The sequence below is a fragment of the Pseudomonas sp. DCB_AW genome, assembly GCF_026240895.1.
In the GTDB taxonomy this organism is placed as follows: domain Bacteria; phylum Pseudomonadota; class Gammaproteobacteria; order Pseudomonadales; family Pseudomonadaceae; genus Aquipseudomonas; species Aquipseudomonas kermanshahensis.
Genome location: NZ_JAPFCE010000050.1, coordinates 13,784 through 37,719 on the forward strand (window position 1 = coordinate 13,784; position 23,936 = coordinate 37,719).

At 63.7% G+C, this 23,936-nt stretch carries 19 protein-coding genes; 16 read left to right on the forward strand and 3 right to left on the reverse strand.

The annotated features are described in order from the left end of the window. The first annotated feature begins 38 nt into the window (after positions 1-38). The 12 genes from OO306_RS21220 to OO306_RS21275 all read left to right on the forward strand — a co-directional run bounded on the left by OO306_RS21220 (position 39) and on the right by OO306_RS21275 (position 16,886). Positions 39-1,139: an AI-2E family transporter gene (locus OO306_RS21220; RefSeq protein WP_265969836.1), complete on the forward strand. Its 1,101-nt coding sequence runs from the start codon at positions 39-41 to the stop codon at positions 1,137-1,139. Between the two features lie 53 nt (positions 1,140-1,192). Then, positions 1,193-3,508 carry a tetratricopeptide repeat protein gene (locus OO306_RS21225; RefSeq protein ID WP_265969837.1) on the forward strand — a complete coding sequence of 772 codons (2,316 nt, stop codon included), beginning with the start codon at positions 1,193-1,195 and terminating at the stop codon, positions 3,506-3,508. 114 nt (positions 3,509-3,622) lie between these two features. Continuing rightward, positions 3,623-4,597: a MoxR family ATPase gene (locus OO306_RS21230; RefSeq protein ID WP_265969838.1), complete on the forward strand. Its 975-nt coding sequence runs from the start codon at positions 3,623-3,625 to the stop codon at positions 4,595-4,597. An 11-nt stretch (positions 4,598-4,608) separates the two neighbouring features. Further along, positions 4,609-5,556, forward strand: coding sequence for a DUF58 domain-containing protein (locus tag OO306_RS21235; RefSeq protein WP_265969839.1), 948 nt, complete (start codon positions 4,609-4,611; stop codon positions 5,554-5,556). Next, entirely contained in the window at positions 5,553-6,053 is a 501-nt protein-coding gene (locus OO306_RS21240; RefSeq protein WP_265969840.1) for a DUF4381 domain-containing protein, read from the forward strand. The genes OO306_RS21235 and OO306_RS21240 overlap by 4 nt, the downstream gene beginning before the upstream one ends. Beyond that, positions 6,040-7,041, forward strand: a complete 1,002-nt coding sequence (locus tag OO306_RS21245) for a VWA domain-containing protein (protein WP_265969841.1) — start codon at positions 6,040-6,042, stop codon at positions 7,039-7,041. Before OO306_RS21240 ends, OO306_RS21245 begins: the two co-directional genes overlap by 14 nt. Next, positions 7,038-8,579 (forward strand): VWA domain-containing protein, encoded by a 1,542-nt coding sequence (locus tag OO306_RS21250; RefSeq protein ID WP_265969842.1) that lies wholly within the window; start codon positions 7,038-7,040, stop codon positions 8,577-8,579. The genes OO306_RS21245 and OO306_RS21250 overlap by 4 nt, the downstream gene beginning before the upstream one ends. Further along, positions 8,576-9,874, forward strand: coding sequence for a hypothetical protein (locus tag OO306_RS21255; protein ID WP_265969843.1), 1,299 nt, complete (start codon positions 8,576-8,578; stop codon positions 9,872-9,874). The genes OO306_RS21250 and OO306_RS21255 overlap by 4 nt, the downstream gene beginning before the upstream one ends. Positions 9,875-9,903: 29 nt before the next feature. Continuing rightward, entirely contained in the window at positions 9,904-10,908 is a 1,005-nt protein-coding gene (locus OO306_RS21260) for an HAD family phosphatase (protein WP_265969844.1), read from the forward strand. A gap of 104 nt (positions 10,909-11,012) precedes the next feature. Further along, complete coding sequence (locus OO306_RS21265) at positions 11,013-12,581, forward strand: arylsulfatase (RefSeq protein ID WP_265969845.1); 1,569 nt, start codon at positions 11,013-11,015, stop codon at positions 12,579-12,581. Positions 12,582-12,731: 150 nt separating this feature from the next. Next, positions 12,732-15,203, forward strand: a complete 2,472-nt coding sequence (locus OO306_RS21270) for a fused MFS/spermidine synthase (RefSeq protein ID WP_265969853.1) — start codon at positions 12,732-12,734, stop codon at positions 15,201-15,203. 54 nt (positions 15,204-15,257) lie between these two features. Continuing rightward, positions 15,258-16,886: a mechanosensitive ion channel family protein gene (locus tag OO306_RS21275; RefSeq protein WP_265969846.1), complete on the forward strand. Its 1,629-nt coding sequence runs from the start codon at positions 15,258-15,260 to the stop codon at positions 16,884-16,886. 18 nt (positions 16,887-16,904) lie between these two features. Here the strand turns inward: OO306_RS21275 and OO306_RS21280 are convergent, their stop codons facing one another. The 3 genes from OO306_RS21280 to OO306_RS21290 form a co-directional block, all read right to left on the reverse strand. Further along, positions 16,905-17,918 (reverse strand): AraC family transcriptional regulator, encoded by a 1,014-nt coding sequence (locus OO306_RS21280; RefSeq protein WP_265969847.1) that lies wholly within the window; start codon positions 17,916-17,918, stop codon positions 16,905-16,907. A gap of 78 nt (positions 17,919-17,996) precedes the next feature. Continuing rightward, a complete protein-coding gene (locus OO306_RS21285; RefSeq protein ID WP_265969848.1) occupies positions 17,997-18,665 on the reverse strand; it encodes a DUF3313 domain-containing protein in 669 nt (222 codons plus the stop codon). 50 nt (positions 18,666-18,715) lie between these two features. Beyond that, positions 18,716-20,011: an OmpP1/FadL family transporter gene (locus OO306_RS21290; protein ID WP_265969849.1), complete on the reverse strand. Its 1,296-nt coding sequence runs from the start codon at positions 20,009-20,011 to the stop codon at positions 18,716-18,718. Positions 20,012-20,321: 310 nt separating this feature from the next. Here OO306_RS21290 and OO306_RS21295 point away from each other — a divergent pair, with 310 nt between their 5' ends. The 4 genes from OO306_RS21295 to OO306_RS21310 are packed head-to-tail and all read left to right on the forward strand — an operon-like array spanning position 20,322 to position 23,737. Beyond that, positions 20,322-20,918, forward strand: coding sequence for a paraquat-inducible protein A (locus OO306_RS21295; protein WP_238214730.1), 597 nt, complete (start codon positions 20,322-20,324; stop codon positions 20,916-20,918). Then, positions 20,915-21,559 (forward strand): paraquat-inducible protein A, encoded by a 645-nt coding sequence (locus OO306_RS21300; protein WP_265969850.1) that lies wholly within the window; start codon positions 20,915-20,917, stop codon positions 21,557-21,559. Before OO306_RS21295 ends, OO306_RS21300 begins: the two co-directional genes overlap by 4 nt. Next, positions 21,543-23,183: an intermembrane transport protein PqiB gene (locus OO306_RS21305; protein ID WP_265969851.1), complete on the forward strand. Its 1,641-nt coding sequence runs from the start codon at positions 21,543-21,545 to the stop codon at positions 23,181-23,183. Before OO306_RS21300 ends, OO306_RS21305 begins: the two co-directional genes overlap by 17 nt. A gap of 23 nt (positions 23,184-23,206) precedes the next feature. After that, positions 23,207-23,737: a membrane integrity-associated transporter subunit PqiC gene (locus tag OO306_RS21310; protein WP_265969852.1), complete on the forward strand. Its 531-nt coding sequence runs from the start codon at positions 23,207-23,209 to the stop codon at positions 23,735-23,737. The last annotated feature ends 199 nt before the right edge of the window (positions 23,738-23,936 follow it).

The window sequence follows — 23,936 nt, forward strand, 5'->3', positions numbered from 1 at the left end:
GCGATCATGCCGAACCGCTATTGTCTGGAGGGAGCCCGATGGAGTCGTTGCCGGTCAAGCGGGATCTGTCCCGTGCACTGTTGGATGTATTCATTCGCGCAGGGCTGATCGCCGCACTGGCGGTCATCTGCTATGAGGTATTCCATCCATTTCTGGGGCTGATGCTGTGGGCTGTCATTCTTGCGATCACGTTCTACCCGCTGCATGGCCGTCTGCAGCAGCGGCTTGGTCTCAAGAGCGGGCATGCTGCGACGTTCATCGTGCTCGTCACGCTGTTGATACTCATGGTACCCATCTACCTGTTGGCGGTGTCCATCACCGAATCGGTCAGCGCAGGGCTCGTGTTGTTTGAAAGCGGTGCCTGGCACATTCCTCCCGCCAACCCTGACGTGCAATCCTGGCCATTGATCGGGCCGCAACTGTTCACCCTGTGGCAGCAGGGCGCCACGGATGCGACCAGCCTGATGCAGCAGGTGGTGCCTCATCTCAAAGGCATTGGCATGGTGGTGCTGGGCAAGCTTGCAGGCGTGGGCACGGGCTTTCTAATGTTCATCGGTGCGCTGATACTGTCGGGTATCGTCATGGCCTATGGCGACAGCGGGCAGCGTAACGCGGTGCGTATCGCCACGCGAATATCCGGGCTTGATCGTGGGCCTCAGATTGCCCAGCTGTGCACCGCCACCATTCGCGCCGTGGCTCAGGGTGTTGTTGGCATCGCCTTTGTGCAGATGGTGCTGGTAGGCGTCGGTTTCGTGGTCATGGGTATCCCAGGCGCAGGGCTGCTGGCGTTACTGGTGCTGTTGCTGGGGATCATGCAACTGCCGGTGCTGTTGATTACCCTGCCGGTGGTGGGCTTCGTGTTCTTCACCGAAGGTGCCACGGTCGGTAGTGTGGTGTTTGCCGTATACAGCGTGCTTGCGGGCATGGCCGACAACGTGCTCAAGCCTTTGCTGCTCGGGCGAGGGGTGAATGTACCGATGCCGGTGATCCTGATTGGTGCTCTGGGCGGCATGGTGGCCGGGGGGATCATCGGCCTGTTCATCGGGCCGGTGATACTGGCCGTTGGGTACATGCTGTTCTGGCAGTGGGTGGATGACGCCCCAGGCGGGGAACAGGTAGCCCGCGTCGAAATTGATTGATCAATGAAAACAGCCCGCTACAGGGCGAACAGCGCAGACCGTGGAGCTAAAGCATGGGGTGTATTGCACAGGCAGTGCAGAGGGTGAGGGCGGTTATCGGAATAGGTGTCTTGCTACTGCCACTGTGCACCGTTGGGCTGAGTCAGGCAGCCACCGAGCAGGGGCAGTTGCCGGCCCAGGCCAAGGAACGTGAGGGCTATGCGGAAGCGACCAGTTGCCAGGCGTGCCATACCGAGCAGGCCAAACAATGGCAGCAGTCTGACCATTCCTGGGCGTTGCGCGATGTCAGCCCGGCCAACGTGCTGGGCAACTTCAATGATGTGCGCTATGACCAAGACGGGGTGAAGGCCCACTTTTACCGCAAGGGTGACAGTTTTTTCGTCAACATCGAGGGCGAAGATGGTAAACCGGCTGACTTCAAGGTGCTCTACACCTTTGGCTTCGAGCCGCTGCAGCAATACCTGGTGGCGCTGTCGCGCGGCCGCTTGCAGGCCTTGACCCTCGCCTGGGACAGCCGGCCGGCGGCGCAGGGCGGGCAGCGCTGGTTCTCGCTGTACCCTGGGCAACGCTTCGCTCCCGACGACCCGCTGCACTGGACGGGCCGTTACCAGAACTGGAACGGTATGTGCGCTGACTGCCACTCGACCCGGCTGGTCAAGCATTACGATGATACCCACGACAGTTTTGCCAGTACCTGGCAGGAAAAGACTGTGGGTTGCCAGGGCTGCCACGGCCCTGGCCAAGCCCATGTCGACTGGGCCAGCAAACACCCCGGTGTCTCGCCTGCTCAGGGGCTTGCGGTGGATTTCAAGGCGCTGGGCAGCAAGGGCCTGGTGGAGCAGTGTGCATACTGCCACAGCCGCCGGCAAGGGTTGGGCACTGGCCAGATGCCTGGCCATCCCCAGTTGGACCAGAGCTTGCCGGCCACACTGCGCACGGGTATGTACCACGACGGCGGGCAGATCGACGGCGAAGTCTATGAGTACGGCTCATTCACCCAGAGCAAGATGTTCGCCGCCGGTGTCGGTTGTACCGATTGCCATAACCCCCATACCACCAAGGTGCGCATCGAAGGCAATGGGTTGTGCCTGCAATGCCATAACACCCAGCCCAATACTGCACGTTTCGCTGGCTTGCAGGCCAAGGACTATGACAGCCCAGCGCATCATCACCACACGGTGGACTCGCCAGGTGCGCAGTGCGTCAATTGCCACATGCCGAGCAAAAATTACATGGTGATCGACCCCAGGCGCGATCACAGCCTGCGTATACCCCGGCCGGACCTTGCCGCAGAGGGCAACGGCCCGGATGCCTGTACCACCTGCCACCAAGACCGCAAGCCCGAGTGGGCGGCCAAGGCCATTGAAGGTTGGTTCGGGTCACCGAAGCGCCCCGCTCATTACGGCCAGAACTTCCACGCCGTGCGCGAGGACCCGAGCACTACCCTGAGCCGCCTGGGTTATCTGCTTGCGGACAAGAGCAACCCGGCCATCGTCCGCGCCACCGCCGCCGACCAGTTGGCAGACTTGGGCCCCGCAGCGGCCAGCAACTTGCAATGGGCACTGCAGGACAAAGACCCGCTAGTGCGCGCCTACGCTGTGGCCGGCTTCACCAGCCTGCCCCCCGAACAGCGTTTGAAACCGCTGCTGCCCCTGCTCGAAGACCCCACCTTGGCCGTGCGCGACGAAGCCGTGCGGGCCTTGGCCGATGTCCCGGCAGCACAGTTACCTGAAGCCAGCCGCGAGTCGTTCAAAACGTTGCTCGACGATTACGAGCAGCGCTTGCGCAGTAACGCCGACCTGCCGGGCGGACGGCTCAACCTGGCGGTGCTCATGCAGCGCCAGGGCCGCGACGAGCAGGCTGTGGAACAGTACCGCCAAGCCTTGCACATGGACCCGTACTTCGTCCCGGCGCGAGTCAACCTGGTAACCCTGGCCAGCAGTGCGCAACGCTTGGACGATGCCGAGAGCCTGCTGCGCGAGGGGGTGGCGCTGGACAAGATGCCCGCTGCCGACCGTGGCAACCTGGCCTACATGCTGGCTTTGCTGCTTGTCGAGCGCGGCAAGCCCGACGAGGCGCTGGGCTGGATGGAGCAGGCCGCCGTGGCGCTGCCGGGCAATACGCGCATTCGTTACAACCAGGGCCTGCTGCTGTCGCGCATGAACCGCCGTGATGAAGCCCTGCAAGCGTTACGCAGCGGCTTGGAGCAAGCACCGGAAAACGCCGACCTGCTGTATTCGCTGATCTACCTGCATGCATTGGCTGGCGAGCGCGAGCAGGCTTACGGCTATGTCGAGCGGATGCGCGCGGTGGCACCAGACGACCCGCGGCTGCAGGCCATCGAGCCGTATTACCAGAAGGGGCGGTGAGGGGAGGAAAGTGAGGTTGGAAGTTCACCATGTTCTCTTCACGACACCCCGTTGCACCCTGGCCTGGCACTACTAGATTTACCCAATTGCCAACCGCTGACAGGGACCGGGCCAGTGAACACCCATGAACACGTCAAAGCGCTGGAAGCGTCGGTCGCCGAGAAGGTTCTCGGCCAGGCCGAGACCATTCGCCATGTACTGCTGGGGCTGCTCGCCAACGGCCATGTGCTGCTCGAAAGCCTGCCGGGCCTGGCCAAGACGCGCACGGTCAAGGCCCTGGCCACGCACCTGGAAGCGCAGATGCGGCGCATCCAGTTCACCCCCGACCTGCTACCCTCGGACATCACCGGCGGCGAGATCCTGCAGCAGTCGGCCGAGGGCAACAAGATCAGCTTTCAACCCGGGCCGCTGTTCGGCAACGTGATCCTCGCCGACGAAATCAACCGTGCCCCGGCCAAGGTCCAGGCGGCCTTGCTCGAGGCCATGGAAGAGCGCCAGATCACCGTGGCCGGGCAAAGTTATCCGATGCCGGGGCTGTTCATGGTGCTGGCCACGCAGAACCCCATCGAGCAGGAAGGCACCTATCCATTGCCTGAAGCACAGATGGACCGGTTTTTGATGAAGCTGCAACTGGATTACCCACACCCTGATGACGAAACCCAGGTGCTGCGCCTGGTACGTGCAGAGGACCAGGCCAGCGATGCGGGGGCCGTGCAACCGGTGCGGCTGGCCCAGCAAGTGATCTTCGATGCCCGCAGCGAGGTGGCGCGGGTGCATGTTGCCGAGGCGATCGACCGCTACCTTATCGACCTGATCAACGCGACCCGTCACCCAGGCGACTATGATGCCGACCTGGCGCGCTGGATCACCATCGGTGCCAGCCCGCGCGGTGGCATCAGCCTAGACCGGGTGGCGCGCGCGCATGCCTGGCTCAACGGCCAGGACTTTGTTTCACCGGACAACGTGCGCGCGGTGGTGCACCCGGTTTTGCGCCACCGGCTGCAACTGTCATACGACGCAATCAGCGATGGCGTGGCGGCGGATCAGGTTATCGACAGGCTGTTGGACAAGGTGGCCATTCCCGCTTGAAGGACACGCCCATGCCCGCAAACAGCATTACGCCTGACGGTTTCGTCTACGCCTCACTCACTGAGCTGGTGGGGCTGGACGCGCGCGCGCGGGGGCTGAGTTTCGTCGCCCGGCAGCCACTGTCGAGCATTCTTTCCGGTAACCATGCCTCGCGCCTGCGCGGGCGCGGGTTGAGCTTCGACGAGCTGCGTCACTACATCCCCGGCGACGATTTGCGCCACCTGGACTGGCGTGCCTCGTTGCGTTACGGCAAGCCCTTCGTGCGCACCTTCACCGAAGAGCGCGACCGGCCTACGCTGGTGCTGGTGGACCAGCGCATGAGCATGTATTTCGGCTCCCAGCGCTATTTCAAATCGGTCACTGCGGCGCAGTTGGCGGCGTTGTGTGCATGGATGGCGTTCCACGCCGGTGACAGGGTCGGTGGCCTGGTGTTCGGCAATCAGCGGGTGGAGCACGTGCGGCCGTTGCGCAGTCGCGCGCGGGTCGAGGCCTTGTGCAGTGCAGTGGTCAGGGCCAACCACGCGCTGACGGCGTTCGCCAGCGAAGACGCAGATGGCCAGTTGGACAAGGTGTTGCGCACCTGCGTTGCCTCGGCAGGCCATGATCACTTGATCTGCATCATCAGCGACTTCGCGGGTATCAGCGAGCAAACCTTGCCGCTGCTACGCCAGTTACGTCAGCACAACGATGTGATCGCCCTGCAGGTGTATGACCCCATCGCATTGCAAGTGCCGGACAGGGGGCGGGTGAACGTGACCCAGGGTACACAGCAGGTGGAGCTTGAAGTGGGCAAGCGCCGGGTTAGCAAACCGCTGGGTGATTTTCTCGCCGGGCGCCTGCGCGATGTAGAAGCGCTGCTGCGCCGCAGCCAGGTGCCGCTGATGCTGATCAGCACCGCAGGGGACAGCCTTGAACAACTGCGCAGGGAGCTGGGCCGCCTTGCCCAGGTGCCGCGATGAGCACTGCCGTCGTACCGTCAATCGACCAGCTGCGCCAGCTGGCACCCGGCACGCCGCCGTTCAGTTACTTACCGCATACCTGGGCTTGGTTGGTGTTGGGGCTGGTGATGCTGGCCTTGCTGCTGGTCTGGGCGGCCCTGCGCTGGCGGCGTTGGTCGCGCGAGCGTTATCGTCGCCAAGCCTTGCAGTATCTTGACCTGCTGGCCAAGGCCAAGGGTGATCAGCGCCTGGCCGCCCTGCGGGAAGTGCCCGTGCTGCTGAAGCGGGTGGCGCTGTCGCTGCCAGATGCGCCGCCTGTGGCCAGCCTGGCCGGCGCGCGGTGGCAGGCCTTTCTTGAGCAGCGTGCCGGTCAGCCGTTACCTGCCGGTTTTGTGCAAACCCTGCAAACGGTCGCTTATGCGCCCGACGCCCAACTGCTCGCGCTCGACGCGCAGCAGGTCGCGGCGTTGTACAGCACCAGCCGACGCTGGATCGAGGGGCACCATGTGGCAGTTTGATTACCCGTGGGTGTTCTTGCTGTTGCCGGCTGCTTGGCTGGCCTATCGTCTGTTGCAACCCTACAGCGAGAGCCGCAGTGCATTGCGGGTGCCGTTTTTTGCGGCGATGAGCCGCGCCACCGGGCAGCAGCCGGGGCAGGCGAGTGCAGCGGGCGGGCGCTGGCAATTGTGGCTGAACCTGCTGGTGTGGGGGCTTCTGGTGGCGGCCTGCGCACGGCCGGTATGGGTGGAGCGGCCGATTGAACGGGAGCGGCCGATCCGCGACATCATGCTGGCCATTGATATTTCCCAGTCCATGCAGGCCAACGACTACACCAACGCCAACGGCGAGCGAACCGATCGGTTGACTGCGGTGAAGTCGGTGGTGCGCGACTTCATCACGCGCCGCAAGGACGACCGCATCGGCCTCATCGTGTTCGGCACCGGCGCTTACCCTCAAGCGCCCTTGACCCTCGACCACGCCAGCCTGCTGATGCTTCTGGATGAAGTCGGCATTGGCATGGCCGGGCCGAACACCGCGTTGGGCGATGCCATTGGGCTCACCATCAAGGCGTTGGCCAACACCCCCGAGCAGGAAAAGGTGCTGATCCTGCTGACTGACGGCAACGACACTGGCAGCGCCATCACCCCCGAGCACGCGGCTCGCCTGGCCCATGAAGAACGTATCGTAGTACATACCATTGGTATCGGTGACCCAGCCGCGACGGGCGATGACAAGGTCGACCTGGCGGCCCTGCAAGGCATTGCGCGTACTACTGGCGGGCAGTTCTTTCGCGCCGATGATCGCCAGGCGTTGCAGCAGGTATATGCGACCCTGGACCGGTTGACCCCGCATCAGGTCAAGACCTTCAGCCACCAACCCAAGCGTGACTTGTTCGTTTGGCCGTTGGGCCTGGCGCTAGGATTGCTGCTGGTGGCCCACCTGCTGGCCTTGGCGCGCGCCCGCCTGGTCGGCCGCCGGCCAGTGCCCGGAGCACCGCCGGCATGACCTTCGACCCCGCTGCGTTCCATTTCCTGCGGCCGCTGTGGTTGCTGCTGATCGTGCCGGGCCTGCTGTTGCCGGTGCTGTGGCTGCGCCGGCATGATCTACGCCGACAATTGGAGGGCATCATCGCGCCTCACCTGGTCGAGCACTTGATGATCACGCCAAAGGAACAGCGGCGTTTGCGCCCGGTGCACCTGTTGGGGGCCAGTCTGGTACTTGGAGCTCTGGCCGCTGCCGGGCCGACCTGGGTGCAGGACACCCCCGACTTTCTCGATGACCGCGCCCCTTTGATCATCGCCGTGGACCTGTCGCCGTCGATGGATGCCGACGATGTGCCGCCCACTCGGCTGGCGGCTGCTAAACACACCCTGCACGACTTGGTCCTGCGCCGTGCGGGCGCCCGTACCGCACTCATCGCCTATGCCGGCAATGCCCACTTGGTGCTTCCTGTCACCGAGGATCCGGCGTTGCTCGATACCTTCATCCAGGCACTGGCCACGGACCTGATGAGCACCCCGGGCAAGGATGCCTTGGGCGCGATAGACCTGGCCTTGAAGCTGCTGGGGGCTGAGCAGACGCCGGGCACTTTGGTGCTGCTGACCGATGGCGGTGATGCCAGCCAATTTCCAGCGATTGCTAAACGCGTCTCAGGCTCGCCCTTGCAAGTGTTGGTGTTGGCGGTTGGCAGTCAGTCGGCTGCGGCAGGCTTCGATGAGCAGGGCCTAAAGGCGCTCGCCAAGGCGGCCAATGCGCCCCTGGGCAGCCTGTCGCTGAACGATGACGACCTGGACTGGGTCGAGCTGCATGCCCAGCGCCATTTCAAGGCTGCCCAGGGCGACGATGCCCAACTGCACTGGAAGGACGCCGGTTATTGGCTGTGCTGGCCGTTGCTGCTGATAGTGCTGGCAACCCTGCGGCGCGGCTGGCGGGTGAACTGGCTGCCCGGGATGTTGCTGGCCCTGCTGTTGGGCGGCAGTGCTGAGCCGGCAAGGGCCGGTGCGCTGGCCGATGCGTTTTTCACGGCCGACCAGCAAGGGCGATGGGCGTTCGAGCAGGGCCACTATCCGCAGGCGGCAACGCGGTTCCACGACCCTTACTGGAAAGGCATCGCTGCATACCAGGCGGCTGATTTTGAGGCCGCGCTGGTCAGCTTGGGCAAGGTCGATAGTGCCCCTGCCTGGTTCTACCAAGGCAACAGCTATGTACGCTTGTTCAAGTTCCCCCAGGCGATTGCCGCCTACCAGCAGGCCCTGCGCCTGCAGCCGTCGTTTGCAGAAGCCAAGGCCAACCTGGCGTTGGCCGAGGCCTTGCTCAAGGATTACGAGGATCAACAGGAACAAGGCCCGCCCACTGAAAAGCCCGACAAGGTCGTCGAAGACCAGACGCCCTCGGGCGGCAAGACGCAGCAACAGAACACCCCGCAGGCTGCCTCGGACCAGCTGTGGCTGAATAACCTGACCACGTCACCGGCGCAGTTTCTCAAGCGCAAGTTTTCCATTCAGGACGCCGCCCGCCAACAGGCGGCGAAGGAGGCGCCATGAGGCGCTGGGCCTTGCTGTTGTGCTGCCTGGCGGGTTGGGCGGTAGCGGACGATCCACAGGTGCGGGTGGAAACGCGCCTGGTGCCAGGCACCGCGGTCATGACCGGCGCCACACTCAGCCTGGAAGTCGACCTGCTGGTCGACACCTGGTTCACCGATGCCCCCGTATTGCCCGCGCTGCAACTGCCGGGTGCGGTTGTCAGCCCACCGAGTGGCGAAGCCCAGCACCTCAACGAAAAACGCGAGGGCAAAGTCTTCTTCGGCCTGCGCTACCGCTACGCGATCACCCCGACACAGGCGCAGCGCTTCGACATCCCGGCGCTGACCTTTCGTGTGCAGCCTGGCCCCAGTGGCGGGCCGCAGGCGGTCACCAGCCAGCCACTGTCGTTCGAAGCCAAGGGCTTGGCCGGGGGCAGCGGCGAACAGCGCCTGGTGGCGCGCAGCGTGCATTTGAACCAGGAGATCCGGTACTCCCATCAACCGCTGCGTGTGGGTGACAGCGTGACCCGGCACGTGCATGTAGACGCTGAAGGCACGCAAGCGATGCTGCTGCCGGCACCGACCTTCGCCGAGGTCGACGGACTCAAGCGTTACCTGCAGACGCCTAGCATCAAGCCGCTCAGCGATGGGCGTGGCGGCACGCTGGGCGGCCAGCGCGACGACAGCGCCAGCTACATAGCCACGGCAGCTGGCCGTTATCGCTTACCCGCCATCGACCTGCAGTGGTGGGACGCGGCCACGGGTGAGCAGCACAGTGTTTCGGTACCTGCGGTGGAGCTGGTGGCGGAGGAGGGCGTGTACCAGGCGCCGTTCTCGCTTGCCGAAGACCTGCGCGCACTGGGCCAGAACGCCCAGGTCAGCATTGCAAGCCACGGGCTGCTGTTGGCACTGGCACTGCTGCTTCTGGGTGGGTTGGCCTGGGCCGGGCGTGCCTATGGCCAGGCTGGCTGGCAATGGCTGCGCGCCTGGCGGCTGCGTCGGCGGCATGCCTGGCTGGCGTCTGAAGGATATGCCTGGCGCCAGGCGCGGCGGCAATGCGGCCATGAGACTGCTCGCCTCGATGGCCTGTATCTGTGGTATCGGCGGGCCAGCGGGCAGCGAACCTTGTCGTCAAGTGAACATCCTTCTGGCGGGGATGATTTGCTAGCCTTTTTTGAGGCTGTCTATGGTCCGCACCGCGGCCAGGGGCTTACCACCATTGCCCGGCGGCGACTTTTGTCGGCCCTGCGCCAGCAACTCAGTACGCACCAACAGCCGCGCGCCGATAAAAATGGGCTGCGTGACCTTAATCCTTGAAACGTGGAATACAGCACAAGGAGGTCAAGATGTATAACTTTAAGCGCGATCTGCGGTTCGTGTGCAGTGTCTGGTTTGTGCTCTGCCTGCTGCCCCTGCTTGCCCAGGCAGCCGATCCATTGCCCGCCTGGCGCGAGGGCCCGTCACGCACGGCCATTCTGGCCTTCGTCAAGGACGTCACCACTGAAGGCGGCCCGCGCTATGTCGCACCTGCCGAGCGCATTGCCGTGTTCGACAACGATGGCACGTTGTGGAGCGAGCAGCCGATGTATTTCGAACTGCTGTTTGCCTTGGACGAAGTCAAGCGCCTTGCCCCTCAGCACCCGGAATGGCGCAACGAGCAGCCGTTCAAGGCGGTATTGGAGAACGATCAACAGGCACTCGCCGCCCAGGGCATGGACGGCTTGCTGAAAATCGTCGCCGCCACCCATTCGGGCATGAGCACGGAACAGTTCACCGCGGTTGCCCGCAAATGGCTGGCCAGCGCCCGCCATCCACGTTCAGGCAGGCCTTATACCGAGATGGTGTTCCAGCCGATGCTCGAACTGCTGGGCCACCTGCGTGCCAACGGCTTCAAGACCTACATCGTTTCGGGCGGTGAGGTGGCTTTCATGCGGACCTTCGCCGAAGAAGTCTATGGCATCCCACCCGAGCAGGTCATCGGTACGACATTGGGCGCCAAATTCGAGGACCAGGCCGGTGCCTTGAGCATCCAGCGCCTGCCCAGTATTCAGCACAACGATGATGGCCCTGGTAAACCGGTCAGCATCGATACCGTCATTGGGCGCAGGCCGATCCTCGCGTTCGGCAACTCGGACGGCGACCTACAGATGCTGCAGTGGACCATGGCCGGCCAAGGCGCGCGTTTTGCGGGCCTGGTGCACCACACGGACCAGCGTCGCGAGTGGGCCTATGATCGCAAGAGTCAAATTGGCCGTTTGGACAAGGCGCTGGACCAGGCGCAGACAAGGGGCTGGACAGTGGTGGATATGGCGCGGGAATGGCGCCGGGTCTATCCCTTCGATTCGCAATGACCATACCAGTGTGAAAACAAGCCGCAGGAGCACAGCAGGCCGGCCACAACCGGTGTGCCCGAAGTCGTGGACTAAGGCAGTGAGTGCATACGGAGAGCATAGCTATGAAGTCCAGTACAACCTGGTTGTCTGCAGTCGCCTTGGCGGCCACGGCGACCCTCGGCGCTGGCATTGCCAGCGCGGCGGACAAGCCGAATATCCTGGTGATTTTCGGCGATGACATTGGCCAGACCAACATCAGCGCTTATGGCAAAGGGGTGGTGGGCTACCAGACGCCCAACATCGACCGCATCGCCAAGGAAGGCATGATGTTCACCGATTACTACGCCGAAAACAGCTGCACGGCGGGGCGCTCGACGTTCATCACCGGCCAGGCCACGCTGCGCACAGGGCTGTCCAAAGTTGGCATGCCGGGCGTGCCAGTGGGCCTGCAGGCGCGTGATGTGACCATCGCCCAGGCGCTCAAGGCCAAGGGCTATGCCACCGGGCAGTTCGGCAAGAACCACCTGGGTGACCGTGATGAATACCTACCCACCAACCACGGCTTCGACGAATTCTTCGGCAACCTGTATCACCTCAATGCCGAAGAAGAGCCAGAGCGGGCCTTCTGGCCCAAGGATGATCAGGAGTTCATCAAGGCCGCCTCGCCGCGCGGCGTGATCAAGTCCAGTGCTGATGGCAAGATCGAGGATACTGGGGCGCTGACCAAGAAGCGGATGGAGACCATCGATGACGAGACCACCCAGGCCGCGATCAACTTCATCGACAAGCAGGTGAAGGCAGACAAACCGTTCTTCGTCTGGATGAACACCACGCGCATGCACGCGTTCACCCACGTGCGCGAGGCCATGCAGGGGCAGAGTGGTATGGTTGGCAATGAATATGCCGACGGCATGCTGGAGCACGACGGTGATGTGGGCAAGTTGCTCAAGACGCTGGATGACCTGAAGGTCGCCGACAACACCATCGTCGTTTACACCACCGACAACGGCCCCAACCAGTGGTCCTGGCCGGATGCCGCGACCACGCCCTTCCGCAATGAGAAAAACTCCAACTGGGAAGGCGCGTTCCGCGTACCTGCCATGATTCGCTGGCCAGGCAAGATCAAGCCGGACACCGTCAACACCCAGATGATATCGGGCCTGGACTGGTTCCCGACCTTGCTCGCGGCCGTGGGTGACACCGACATCAAAGACCGCTTACTCAAAGGCGCCGACGTGGGTGGCAAGACATTCAAGGTGCACCTGGACGGCTACAACCAGCTGGACATGCTGACTGGCAAGACCGACAAGAGCGCGCGCAACGAGTTCTACTACTTCAGCGACGACGGCGACCTGGTCGGCATGCGCTACGACAACTGGAAGATTGTGTTCTGCGAGCAGCGTGCACCCGGCGGCCTACAGGTCTGGAGCGAGCCGTTCGTGTGCCTGCGGGTACCGAAAATGTTCAACCTGCGCATGGACCCGTACGAACGGGCCGATATCGTGTCTGATCAGTACTATGATTGGCTGACCAAGAACGACTTCTTGGTTTTCAACGGTGTGAGAAAAGCAGCGGCATTCCTGCAGACCTTCGTGGAGTACCCACCTAGCCAGCGGCCGGCCAGCTTCAGCATCGACCAGATCCGTGCTGACGTAGACAAAAAGATCGAAGAAAAGATGAAGAGCCAGTAGCACCGATGCGGCCGGCTCCCTATAGGAGCCGGCTTGCCGGCGATGGGCTGCAAGGCAGCCTCGGCATCTCTCTACCCGACAAGGCATCCCTGCATGGCATCATCCGCAGCAACCCGGGCTGTTATCGATAAAGACCAATCCAAGGCGCGCATGCTGTGGGCCTTGCCGGCCACGCTGCTGTTCTTCTCTGGCGCTGCCGGCCTTGTCTATCAGGTACTTTGGATCAAGCAACTGTCACTGGTGGTCGGCGTCGAAGTGCACGCCGTGGCCACCGGCATCAGTGCCTTCTTCGCCGGCCTGGCGCTGGGCGGCCTGCTGTTCGGGCGCTGGGCCGACCGGTTGCGGCGCCCGGTGCGGCTTTATGTGTGCCTAGAGTTGGCCGTGGCCCTACTCGGCATCGCCGCCACCTTTGGCCTAGCCCAAGCCGCTGGCCCGTTCGCCCGCCTGGAGGCCAGCGCGGGCCTGCTGGCCTGGGCCTTGCCGTTCATGCTGGTCGGGTTGCCGGCGTTGTTGATGGGCGGCACCTTGCCGGTGCTGGTGCGCGCGTTGGCGCCGGCCACGGGGCAACTGGCAGAGGCGGGTGGGCGCCTTTATGCCGCGAATACCGCCGGTGCCATTGTCGGCACCTTGCTGGCCGCCTTCGTGTTGCTGCCGCACCTGGGCGTGACCGGCAGCGCTTGCGCCGCCGCCCTGCTGAACCTGCTGGCTGCCTTGGGCGCGTGGCTGGCACGTCATCGCGATACGGCGTTGCCAGCGCCTGGCAATCTGTCTTCAGCGCCGCGCACCGCGCAAGCACGGCTTGCCATCGGCCTGTACTGCGTCGCCGGGGGCGTGGCGCTGGGCTACGAAGTGGTCTGGAGCCAGTCGATCGTGCCGTTCATGAGCACCCGCGCCTTTGCCTTCGCAGTGGTGTTGGCGACTTATCTCGGCGGCCTGCTCGTGGGTAGCGCGGTGTATGCGCGGCGTGCCGACCGCATCCGTGACCCTTGGGGCCTTTTTGGCCTGTTGATTGCTGTCGCCGGCTTGCTGGCATTGCTGCAGATCGCTGGGCTTGGGCGCTGGCTGGTGCTGCTGCAGACCCAAGCCGAAGCCGTTGCCCTGCAACTGTTCGGCAGCGAACTGGCGGGCATGTGTGCACGCTTCGCCATGGCGGCCGTGTGCATGGTCCTGCTGCCGACGACCTTGCTCGGCGCCGCGTTTCCGCTGGCCCTGCGCCTGGCGGTGGACAGCGGCCATGTCGGCCGTGACGTGGGGGCCGTGGTGGCGCTCAATACCTTGGGTGGCATCGCTGGCGTATTGCTCACCGGCTTCGTACTCGTGCCGCAGGTAGGCTTGGTGCGCGCCTTGGGCGTGCTGGCCGGCTTCGCTGCGCTGGTGGGTCTGGTTGCAGTCTGGCGCGGGCCTGGCGTGCGACGCCCAACGGCCATTGTTGTGGGTGTGGTGGCAGTGGCGACCCTGCTGGTAGCCGTTCTCACACCTCCACAGCGCCTGGCCGAGCTATTGCCTGGCGCGCGCAACGGCCAGCTCACCTATTACCACGAAGGCAAGGGCGGCACCGTCGCGGTGGTTACCCAGGGGCGCCCAGGCAAGACATTCAGCCGGCTTTACATCCAGGGCGTATCGAACACGGGCGATGCCATGCCGTCGCTGCGCTACATGCGCCTGCAAGCCTTGCTGCCGCTGTTGATCCACAGCGGTGAGCCACGTTCGGCGCTGGTGATCGGGTTTGGCACCGGCATCACCGCTGGCGCCATGCTGCGTTATGCGGGGCTTGAGCGCCCGGTGGTGGCCGAACTGCTGCCTGAAGTCCTGCAGGCGGCGCCCTTGTTCAAAGGCAACTACGCAGCGGTCGTCGACCCGCGGCTGGATATCCGCTTGCGCGATGGCCGCCGCGAGTTGCTGCGCAGCGAGCAGCGCTACGACCTGGTGACGCTGGAGCCGCCGCCCCCTTCGGCGGCCGGGGTGGTCAACCTGTATTCGCGTGATTTCTACCAACTGGCCGCCTCGCGCCTGCAGCCTGGCGGGCTGGTGGCCCAATGGCTGCCCTTGCCGACCCAGAACGATGAGGACAGCCGCGCGCTGGTACGCAGCTTCATCGACGTGTTCCCGCATGCCTCACTGTGGACCACCGAGTTTCACGAGATGCTGCTGATTGGCTCGCTGCAGCCGCTGCAACTGGACGTACCTCGCATTCGTCAGCGCCTTGCGCAACCCGCCGTCGCCGCAGCCCTGGCCGAGGTTGGCATCGATTCGGCGCAGGCCCTGTTGGCCACCTGGATCACCGACCGCGCCGGCCTTGAGCGTTACGCAGCAGACGCGCTGCCGGTCACCGATGACCAGCCCCGTATCGAGTACGCCAACTGGGTGCGACCGCGGGAGATCACCCGCGTGCTGCCGGCCTTGCTGGCCCTGCGCAGCGCACCGCCCTTGCAAGGTGACGAGCCCGCCTTCGCCAGTGCGGTGAACGACCAATGGAACACGCTGGCGCGCTTCTACAGCCTTAGCCTGCATGCCTACAACGGCAATCGCCAAGCCTGGGCCCGCGAGGCGCGTGAGCTGGCCCGCAGTGACGGCGACAACCCTTACTTTCACTGGTTTCTAGGGGCAGCAGGCGGTCAGTGACAGCTGTGCTATCACTACAAGAATGCCGTCCGTCCGAAGGCCAGGGAGTGAGCGATGAATCACCTGTTGCGCGTGTTGCTGGTGCTGTTGGCCTTCTTGCCCATGGCGGGGCAGGGTAATGACGCCGCCACCATCGCCACCGAAGGCATTCCTGCCGAGCCGGCCGAGCTGACGATCGCCAACCGCAGCGTTTTCACCTTCCACGCGACCTTGCTGGGGGAGACCCCGGCTGCCCGAGCGCAGCGGGCTACGGCAGTGATCGAAGAAGCCCTGCGCGGCACCGACGACCTGAAGGTCAGCGTCGACCCGATCCTGAGTAGCCACCTGGTGCTGCTGGGCGGCCGGCGCGCGTTCATCGTCGCGCCCCAGGACCTTGAAATCAGCGGCGCTGACACCCGCGAAGCGGCCGAGCAGGCCGCGGCGGTGCTGCGCCAGGTGGTCGAGGAGTCTGGCGAGGCGCGCAACCTGCATTTTCTGCTCAAGGCCTTGGGCTTGTCGGCCTTGGCCACGCTGATCTACGTGGCACTGCTCAAGGGCGCCCACCTGGCCCGGCACAGGCTGCGTGGGCGGCTGCCGCAACTGATGCGCGAGCGTGCCCGGCAGATTCGCGTCGGCCAAATGCCGTTGTTCGACATGCAGTACGTGTACCGGCTGATCGACAGCCTGTTGCGCCTGTTGTACTGGGCGGTGGTGGTGCTGCTGAGCTACCAGTGGCTGAGCTTCGTGCTGTCGCAGTTCCCCTATACCCGGCCGTGGGGCGAAAGCCTGAACGTGCACCTGCTCGACCTGCTGCGCTACCTGCTTGACGGCATTCTGCAGGCCATCCCTGGGATTGTCGTGGCCATCACGATCTTCTTCATCGCCCGCGGCATCAGTGGTTTCAGCCGGCGCGTGCTGCAGCGCATGGCGCGCCCAGGCACGCTCACGTGGCTGACCGAAGAGACGCTGCAGCCCACCATGCGCTTGACCTCGCTGGCGATCTGGCTGTTTGCCCTGGTGATGGCCTACCCGTACTTGCCGGGTTCGGGCACCGATGCCTTCAAAGGCCTGTCGGTGCTGCTCGGGCTGATGATCTCACTGGGAGCTTCCAGTGTAGTGGGGCAGGCGGCGGCGGGGCTTATCCTGACCTATTCGCGCACGTTGAAGGCTGGCGAGTACGTGCGGGTCGGTGACAACGAAGGCACGGTGACCGAAGTCGGCATGTTCAACACCACGATCCGTACCGGGTTGGGCGAAGTGCTGACCTTGCCTAACTCGATGATCACCGGCGCCGTGACGCGCAACTACTCCCGTGCGGTGCAGGGCCAGGGCTACATCGTCGATACCGTGGTGACCATCGGTTATGACACACCCTGGCGCCAGGTGGAGGCAATGCTGGTGGCGGCTGCCGAGCGCACCGAGGGCATTCTCGAAAAACCGAGGCCGCAAGTGTTTCAGACTGGGCTATCGGACTTCTACCCCGAATACCGCCTGGTGGCCCAGGCCGTGCCAAGCGCGCCTCGGCCGCGGGCGGAGTTGCTGAGCCTGCTGCATGCCAACATTCAGGATGTGTTCAACGAGCACGGCGTACAGATCATGTCGCCGCACTACTTGGGTGACCCGCAGCAAGAGAAGTGGGTACCTCGCGAGAAGTGGTTCACAGCACCGGCGCGTAAGCCGGACGGGGATAGTGATGGCGGCTGAGGGAGTGGGAAGCCCCGGCTACAACTTGGCAATCATTGGGTCGCCGTGGAGGCGCCGGTGTTCCAGCGGGGTCATGTCGAACCAGCGCAGGTGGGCACGGCAGAAGGAGGTGGTGCGGCGATAGCCCAATTCGCTGGAAATCTGCCCTACCGACAAAGTAGTGCTGCGCAGCATCTGCTGTGCTTGTTGACGACGCAGGTCATCCAGGTAGCCTTCAAAGTCGATACCGTCGCTGGCCAGGCGGCGCTGCAAGGTACGGGGGTTGAGTTCCAACGCCAGGGCCACCTGCTCCAGGCTGCAGCGCTGATTCGGCAGCAACATCTGGATCTTGCGTTCGACTTGTGCGCGCAGGCTGTCACAAGCTACCGCTTGGTTTTCCAGGTAGTGGCGGACTATGGCGTGCAAGGTCGCATCATGGCTGCCAGTCGCCTCCTGCAGGATGTCGGCTGACATCACCAGGCAGTTGTGAGGTTGCCCGAACAGCACCGGGCAGTCGAAATAACGTGCATAGCCCTTGGCATCGCCCAACGCGCTGTGACGGAACATCACTGCCTTGGGCCTCAGCGGCACCCCGCGCAGTTCAGCGATCAACAGCTTTGCGCCCATTATCGACTTTTCGATGATTTGTGGTGTCTGCTCGGACGAGGGAAGGCCGTTGTCGAAGTACAGCAGCGCCTGAGCTGCGCGGCGCTCCAGGCGATAATGTAGCGCAGGGCTGTAGTGGCGCATGTAGCGTATCACCGCTATTAGCGCATGCCCCACCGTGGGGGCTGACTTGGCCAGGTGTTGCAAGGGGCCTACCAACGTTGAGCCTTGGCGCACGGCCAGTTCAAGGCCAAAGCGGGGGAGGCTCAGGGCATGCGCGCTACCCTCGAACAAGCGCACAAGATTGAGGTAAGGCAATGTCTTGCCATAATTCCCAACTACCTCAAGGCCGATCTTCAGCGGGACCAGGAAGTCCTGCTGCACCGCACCGTGCTCGGCCAGCATCTGGTCGAATTGAAGCAGCGCGCTGCCGCGAATGCTTTCCATAAAATCGCGCCTCCGTTGTTACTGGATCGGTTCAACACACCCCGCTGCAGGCTCCGCCCCGCAGCGGGGTGGAACGCCTCACTTTCTCAAGGTTTGGAATGAGCCGACCATGTCTTTTGCCCAGCCATCGAGTACGGCCTTGGCATCCTTGGCTTGCATCACTTGTGAGGAATTATCAAGTTCGGTCCCTGCACCTTTACGCACTACCTCAGCCACCACCTGATTGGTTTCGCCATCGAGGAACGCGGCTTCGGTGGCAATACTGGTGTCCTGGTCACGGATACCGGTTGCGGTGCTGATGCCAGCGGCGATCAGCGCGATAGGGATCACTTCATACGGCCGCAGGCTTTTAGTCTGGGCGCTGACGGCGGTGATCGCTGGGCGCACTACCAGCACACCCTTTCCTGGGCTGGTGGCCAATGGCAGTACCTGGGAGAAGTGGTTTTTCAGGGTTTGGTCGTAGTACTGAGTGATGCCTTGCAAGGTCGATTGTGGAACCTTTTCGGTCGGTTGCGGCTTGGGATAGAGCTGGCTAGGTTCGATGTAGACGCTGGTGTAGCGCTTGGCGTCGACCCCAGGCTTGATCCAGCGCATGACCGGCGCCCCCGAGGGCGATTTGTCTTCCTTGAGGACGCTGTAGTCCTTGAGAAAGCCCGAGTACTGGTCGGACTCCACGTACTTGCTTGCGCAGCCTTGGAGCATGAGTGTTGCCAGGCACAGCGATGCAGCCAACGACTTGGTGTTCATGCAGCTTCTCCTTCTCACTAGATTCGGTGCCCTGCGGCCGTGCGGTTACCTCAGAAACGCCAGGTTGCGCCGCCTCCGACGATGTGCAGCGCGCTGTTGTCGTAACTGCCGGACAACGTATTGCCGGAACGGGCCTTGGTCTGCTCGACATCCATGTTGCCGAGCCACACCAGGGTATAGGCCAGGTGCAGGTCGAAGCCTTCCTCGACCTGGTAATTGACCCCGGCTGCCAACCGCCAGGCTTCGCCCATGGGGTTGTCGACGGTGCGGTCCTTGTCATCCACGGCCGAGCTGTCGTAACCCAGGCCGACACTCCAGCGCCATTGCCGGGTGGCCTGGTATTGCGCGCCCAGCGAGGCGTGCCAGGTGTCTTTGTACTGGCGGTCGACAGTGCGGCTGGTGCCGCCGGCGTTGCTGTCGACGTCTACGCCGACGTCGCCGAAATCGCTCCAGTCTTGCCAGTTCAGGCTGCCCAGCAAGGTCCACTGGTCGTCGAGCTGATGGGCGATGCTGAAGGTCACCGTCTGCGGCACGTTCAGGTCCAGTTCCAGCGCGTCCACATCCAGGCGGCGCAGCGCGACATTGAGTAGGGGGTTGCTGATGTCCTTGAGGTGCGGTTTGTCTTCGAACTCCAGCTTGACCTTGCTGGTGTAGGCTAGGCCGACGCGTGTACGGGCATCGACCTGGTAGAGCAGGCCGAGGTTGACGCCAACCCCGACGTCGGTGTCTTTGTATTCGAGCTGGCCGTCCGGCCGGTCGGCCAGGCCCAGCAGGTTGTTGTTGATGGCCATTTCAGTGCGGTAGTAACCGACCATGATGCGCGGGCCGATGCCGATCGACAGGTCGTCGGTGAACTTGTAGGCCAAGGTGGGCTGCATCGAAACGCCGATGACTGCGGCTTCCTGGGTGAAGTAGCGGCCGGCCCAGTCATCGTCATAGTCCAGCGCCAAGCCGAAGTTGCCGTACATGCCAAAACCGATGGCAGAGCGCTCGTCCAGCTGGTGGCTGATGAACAGGCTGGTGCCTGGCAGGTACTGCAAGGCATTGCCGCCCTCGTTGCCGTCGAACTGGTTATTGCTGGCCCGCGAGAAGCGCAGGTCGCCGAGGATCACCTGGGCATTGGCGCTGATCTGCGTGCCTTTGAGCTGGGTGATACCGGCTGGGTTGCTCATCAATACACTGGGGTCGTTGGCCAGTGCAGCAGCGCCTGCGTTGGCCAGGCCATTGCCTTCCTGGCCGGCTTCGTAGATGAGGATGCCGCCGGCCCACGTGGTGGTGCCATGCAGCAGTACCGCACAGGCGACTGCGAGTGCCAGTTTGCCCGACAGGCGAGGGCGGTAGTCCATATCACAAGCTCCTTGTTCAGTCAGAAGCGCTGTACCGACGGACGGTAACTGCCAGCGAACAATGTGCTAGCAAAGCAGGGTAGCTGTGTCGAAATGAAGCAGCGGGTGAACAGCCTTCTCATTTCGCGACATCGCATCAAGTGTTGAATGAGAAGCAAAGGCTGTTTGCCCGATTTGATACTTTAGACGACACCGTTTGCCGCGCAAGGCTGCCAAGCCTGTCATCAAATGTGTACAGCTTGAAAAAGCAGGTTGCCTGACAGTTGGCTAATCTTGCCTGCCAGGTAAGCGCCATTTCGGGGGGGCATGCATGGCCCAGGCGGATGATGTGATCATTTGCGAGTATTGCGACGCCGTGTACCGGCGCACGCCTTTGCAGCGTCATCAAAGTGCGTGCTGCCAGCGCTGCGGCGGCGTGCTGTATCGCCACAATCCACTGAATGTTCAGCAGCGTCTGGCGTTGTGCATCACCGGTGGGGTACTGCTGGTCTTCGCCAACGCCTACCCGGTGATGACCATCAGCATGAGCGGCTTGAGCAATTCGGCGACCTTGTGGGATTCGGTGCAGATCCTCAGCCAAGGCAGCATCACCTTCATCGCCCTGGTACTGGCGCTGGCGATCATCTTTGCCCCGGTGCTACAGATTGCCCTGTTGTGCTGGGTGTTAGGGTTTGCCCTGGGCAGGCGCCGCGCGCCGGGCTTTGCCGCCTGCATGCGGGCGCTGGAGGGGTTGCGGCCCTGGAGCATGCTGGAGGTGTGCCTGCTGGGTGCCATGGTCGCGGTGATCAAGCTAGCGGGCTTGCTTGATGTGATCCCGGGGATCGGGCTGATGGCCCTTGCAGCGCTGAGTGTTTTGCTGATCTTCATCGCGGGCCGCGACATTCGCGACTTGTGGGTGCAGGTATGAGCGCCCCGGCGCTGGCCGACCAACTGCACCTGTGCCTGTGCCACGGCTGCGGCCAGGCCTGCGACCTGCGCCAAGGCCAGCACCAGTGCGACCGCTGTGGCGCGCCGCTGCACCGGCGCAAGGCCAACCCGATTGCACGGGGCTGGGCATACCTGTTTGCCGCGCTGATCTTCTACGTGCCGGCCAATGCGCTGCCGGTGATGCGCACCGAGATGCTCGGCCAGGGCAGCGACAGCACCATCGTTGGCGGGGTGCTGGAGTTCTGGGAGGCGGGCGCGTGGGACATCGCGCTGATCATCTTCATCGCCAGCATCGGCGTGCCGGCGATCAAGTTCATGTCCCTTGGCCTGTTGCTGTTCACTGCCCAGCGCCGCAGCCAGTGGGCGCGCCGCCAGCGTTCGCAACTGTTTCGCTTCGTCGAGCTGATCGGCTACTGGTCGATGCTCGACGTCATGGTGGTGGCGTTGGTGGCCGCGCTGGTGCAACTGCGCGGGCTGGGCACCATCGAGCCACGGCCGGGCATCCTGTTCTTCGGCCTGGTGGTGGTACTGACCATGCTCTCGGCCATGAGCTTCGACCCACGCCTGATCTGGGACGACCATCCACACGACGGGGAGCATCACGATGGCGCTGGAGACTGAGAACCACGCAGGGCCCGGCCAGGCCCAAGTGCGGACACGCCGCTTCAACGTTTCGCTGGTGTGGATCGTGCCGATTTTGGCACTGCTGGTAGGCGCCTCGCTGGTGGTGCGCAATTGGATGGAGCAGGGGCCGGTGATCTCGATTTCCTTTCGCAGCGGCGAGGGGCTGGTGGCGCACAAGACCCAGGTGCGCTACCGCAGCGTGGTGATAGGCGAAGTCACCTCGGTAGAGCTGGCGGCGGACCACAAGAGCGTGGTGGCCAAGGTCGAACTGTCAAAAGAGGCGGAGTCGTTTGCCACCGAAAGCGCCCGCTACTGGGTGGTGCGCCCGCGTATCGGCGCCGGTGGCATATCCGGGGTCGACACCTTGCTTTCGGGCAGTTTCATCGGCGCCGATGCCGGTGAGTCGAAACAGCCCGCGAAGACCTTCGTCGGCCTGGAATCACCACCGGCCATAACCTATGGCGAGAAGGGCAAGCGCTTCGTGCTCAGCGCCAATGACCTCGGCTCGCTGGATATCGGCTCGTCGATCTATTTTCGCCGGATCCCAGTGGGCGAGGTGGTGTCCTACGCGCTGCAGCCCGATGGCAGGGGCGTGGACATCGACATCTTCGTGCAGGCCCCCTATGACGCGTTCGTCACCCTCGACACGCGCTTCTGGAACGCCAGCGGCATCGACATGCAGCTTGGCGCCAACGGGCTGAAGGTCGAGACCCAGTCGTTATCGTCGATTCTTATGGGCGGCTTGGCCTTCGGCACGCCCGAATATGCCGTTGCAGCCGGGCCCGCCGCCGACCAGCAGGCGTTCGAGCTGTTCGTCGACCGCGATGCGGCCCTCGCACCGCCAACGGGCAGCCCGCAGTACTTGCGCCTGCGCTTCGACCAGTCGATGCGCGGGCTGACGGTGGGCGCGCCGGTGGAGTTCAAAGGGGTTGAATTTGGCAGGGTGACGTCGATTACGCTGGATTACGACCCGAAGAAACAGATCTTCCCTGTGGTGGTCGATGCGGCGATCTACCCGAAACGCCTGGGGCCGGTGCACCAGAAAATGCTCAAGGTGTTCAAGCACACCGAAGGCGACGCCGCCGGTGCCCGGCAACTGATCGGCACGTTCGTCGAGCACGGCCTGCGTGCCCAGGCGCGCAGTGGCAACCTGATCACCGGGCAGATGTACATCTCGCTGGACTTCTACCCCGAGGCGCCGAAGGTCGCCTTCGACATGAGCGCCGACCCGATCGTCATCCCCACCGTGCCCGGCAGCCTGGAAAAACTCCAGGAGCAGTTGCAGGGTGTGGTCGAGCGCATCGGCAAGCTGCCGCTCGAAAGCATTGCCGGCAACCTGGACGGTACGCTGCGCCAGCTGCGCAGCACGGTCAAGCGCGTTGATGCGCAGACCCTGCCGGGTGTCTCGACCACGCTGGATGAACTACAGAAAACCCTGCGCACGGCCAATTCGGCGATCTCCGAGAACTCGCCGCAGCGGGAGAAACTCGGTGACACGCTGCAAGAGCTGGAGCGTATGTCCCGTTCGCTGAGGGACCTGGCGGATTACCTCGGCCGACATCCCGAATCGCTCATTCGCGGCCGGCCAAAAGCGGCAGGCGCGGACGACGTGCAACCCTGACCACGCCCAAGGAGTGAGAGCCGATGCGCACGTTGCCTACCCTGTTGCTGGCCACGCTGGTGGTGCTGACTGCGGGCTGTCGCAGCGCGCCCAACAACTTCCACACGTTGGTCGCTGCGCAGCCTAGTCACGGGGCCGGCGAGAAGATCCTGGTCGAGCGGGTCAGCATGCCGCCGCAGGTGGACCGCCCGCAGTTGGTGATCCGTCAGGGCACGAGCAGCCTGGTGATCCTGGAAACCGAGTGGTGGGGCGCCAACCTGGTCGATGAGTTCCGCAGCGCCTTGCAGGACCAGCTAGGCGGGCCGGTCGGCGGCACGCCCAGCACACTGCTGCGGGTGGATGTGCAGCGCTTCGACTCGGTCCCTGGCCAGTACGCACTGCTGGAGGCGGTGTGGCGGCTGAAGCGCCCTGGGCAGGACGAGATGACCTGCCGCACCTCCGTGCAGACCCCCGCGCAAAACAGCGTCGGCAGCCTGGTTGGCGCCCAGCAGGCCAACCTGCAGAAGCTCGCCAGCGCCGTGCGTGCCAGCGCGTCGGGGTGCCCGAGGTCTTAGGCTTTGTTGCGCAATTTCTAAACATTGACGCACGTGGGAGCGGGCTTGCCCCGCGAACACCGGCACAGCCGGTGCCATGCACCGCGGCGCCCCAGTCGCGGGGGCAGCCCGCGCCCACCCAACCTTTAGTACAGAGCCAAATAAGCGGCGCGCCCCGCAGCCGCAACACCCGGTCCACTGAAATCCAGCCAGCGCCCGG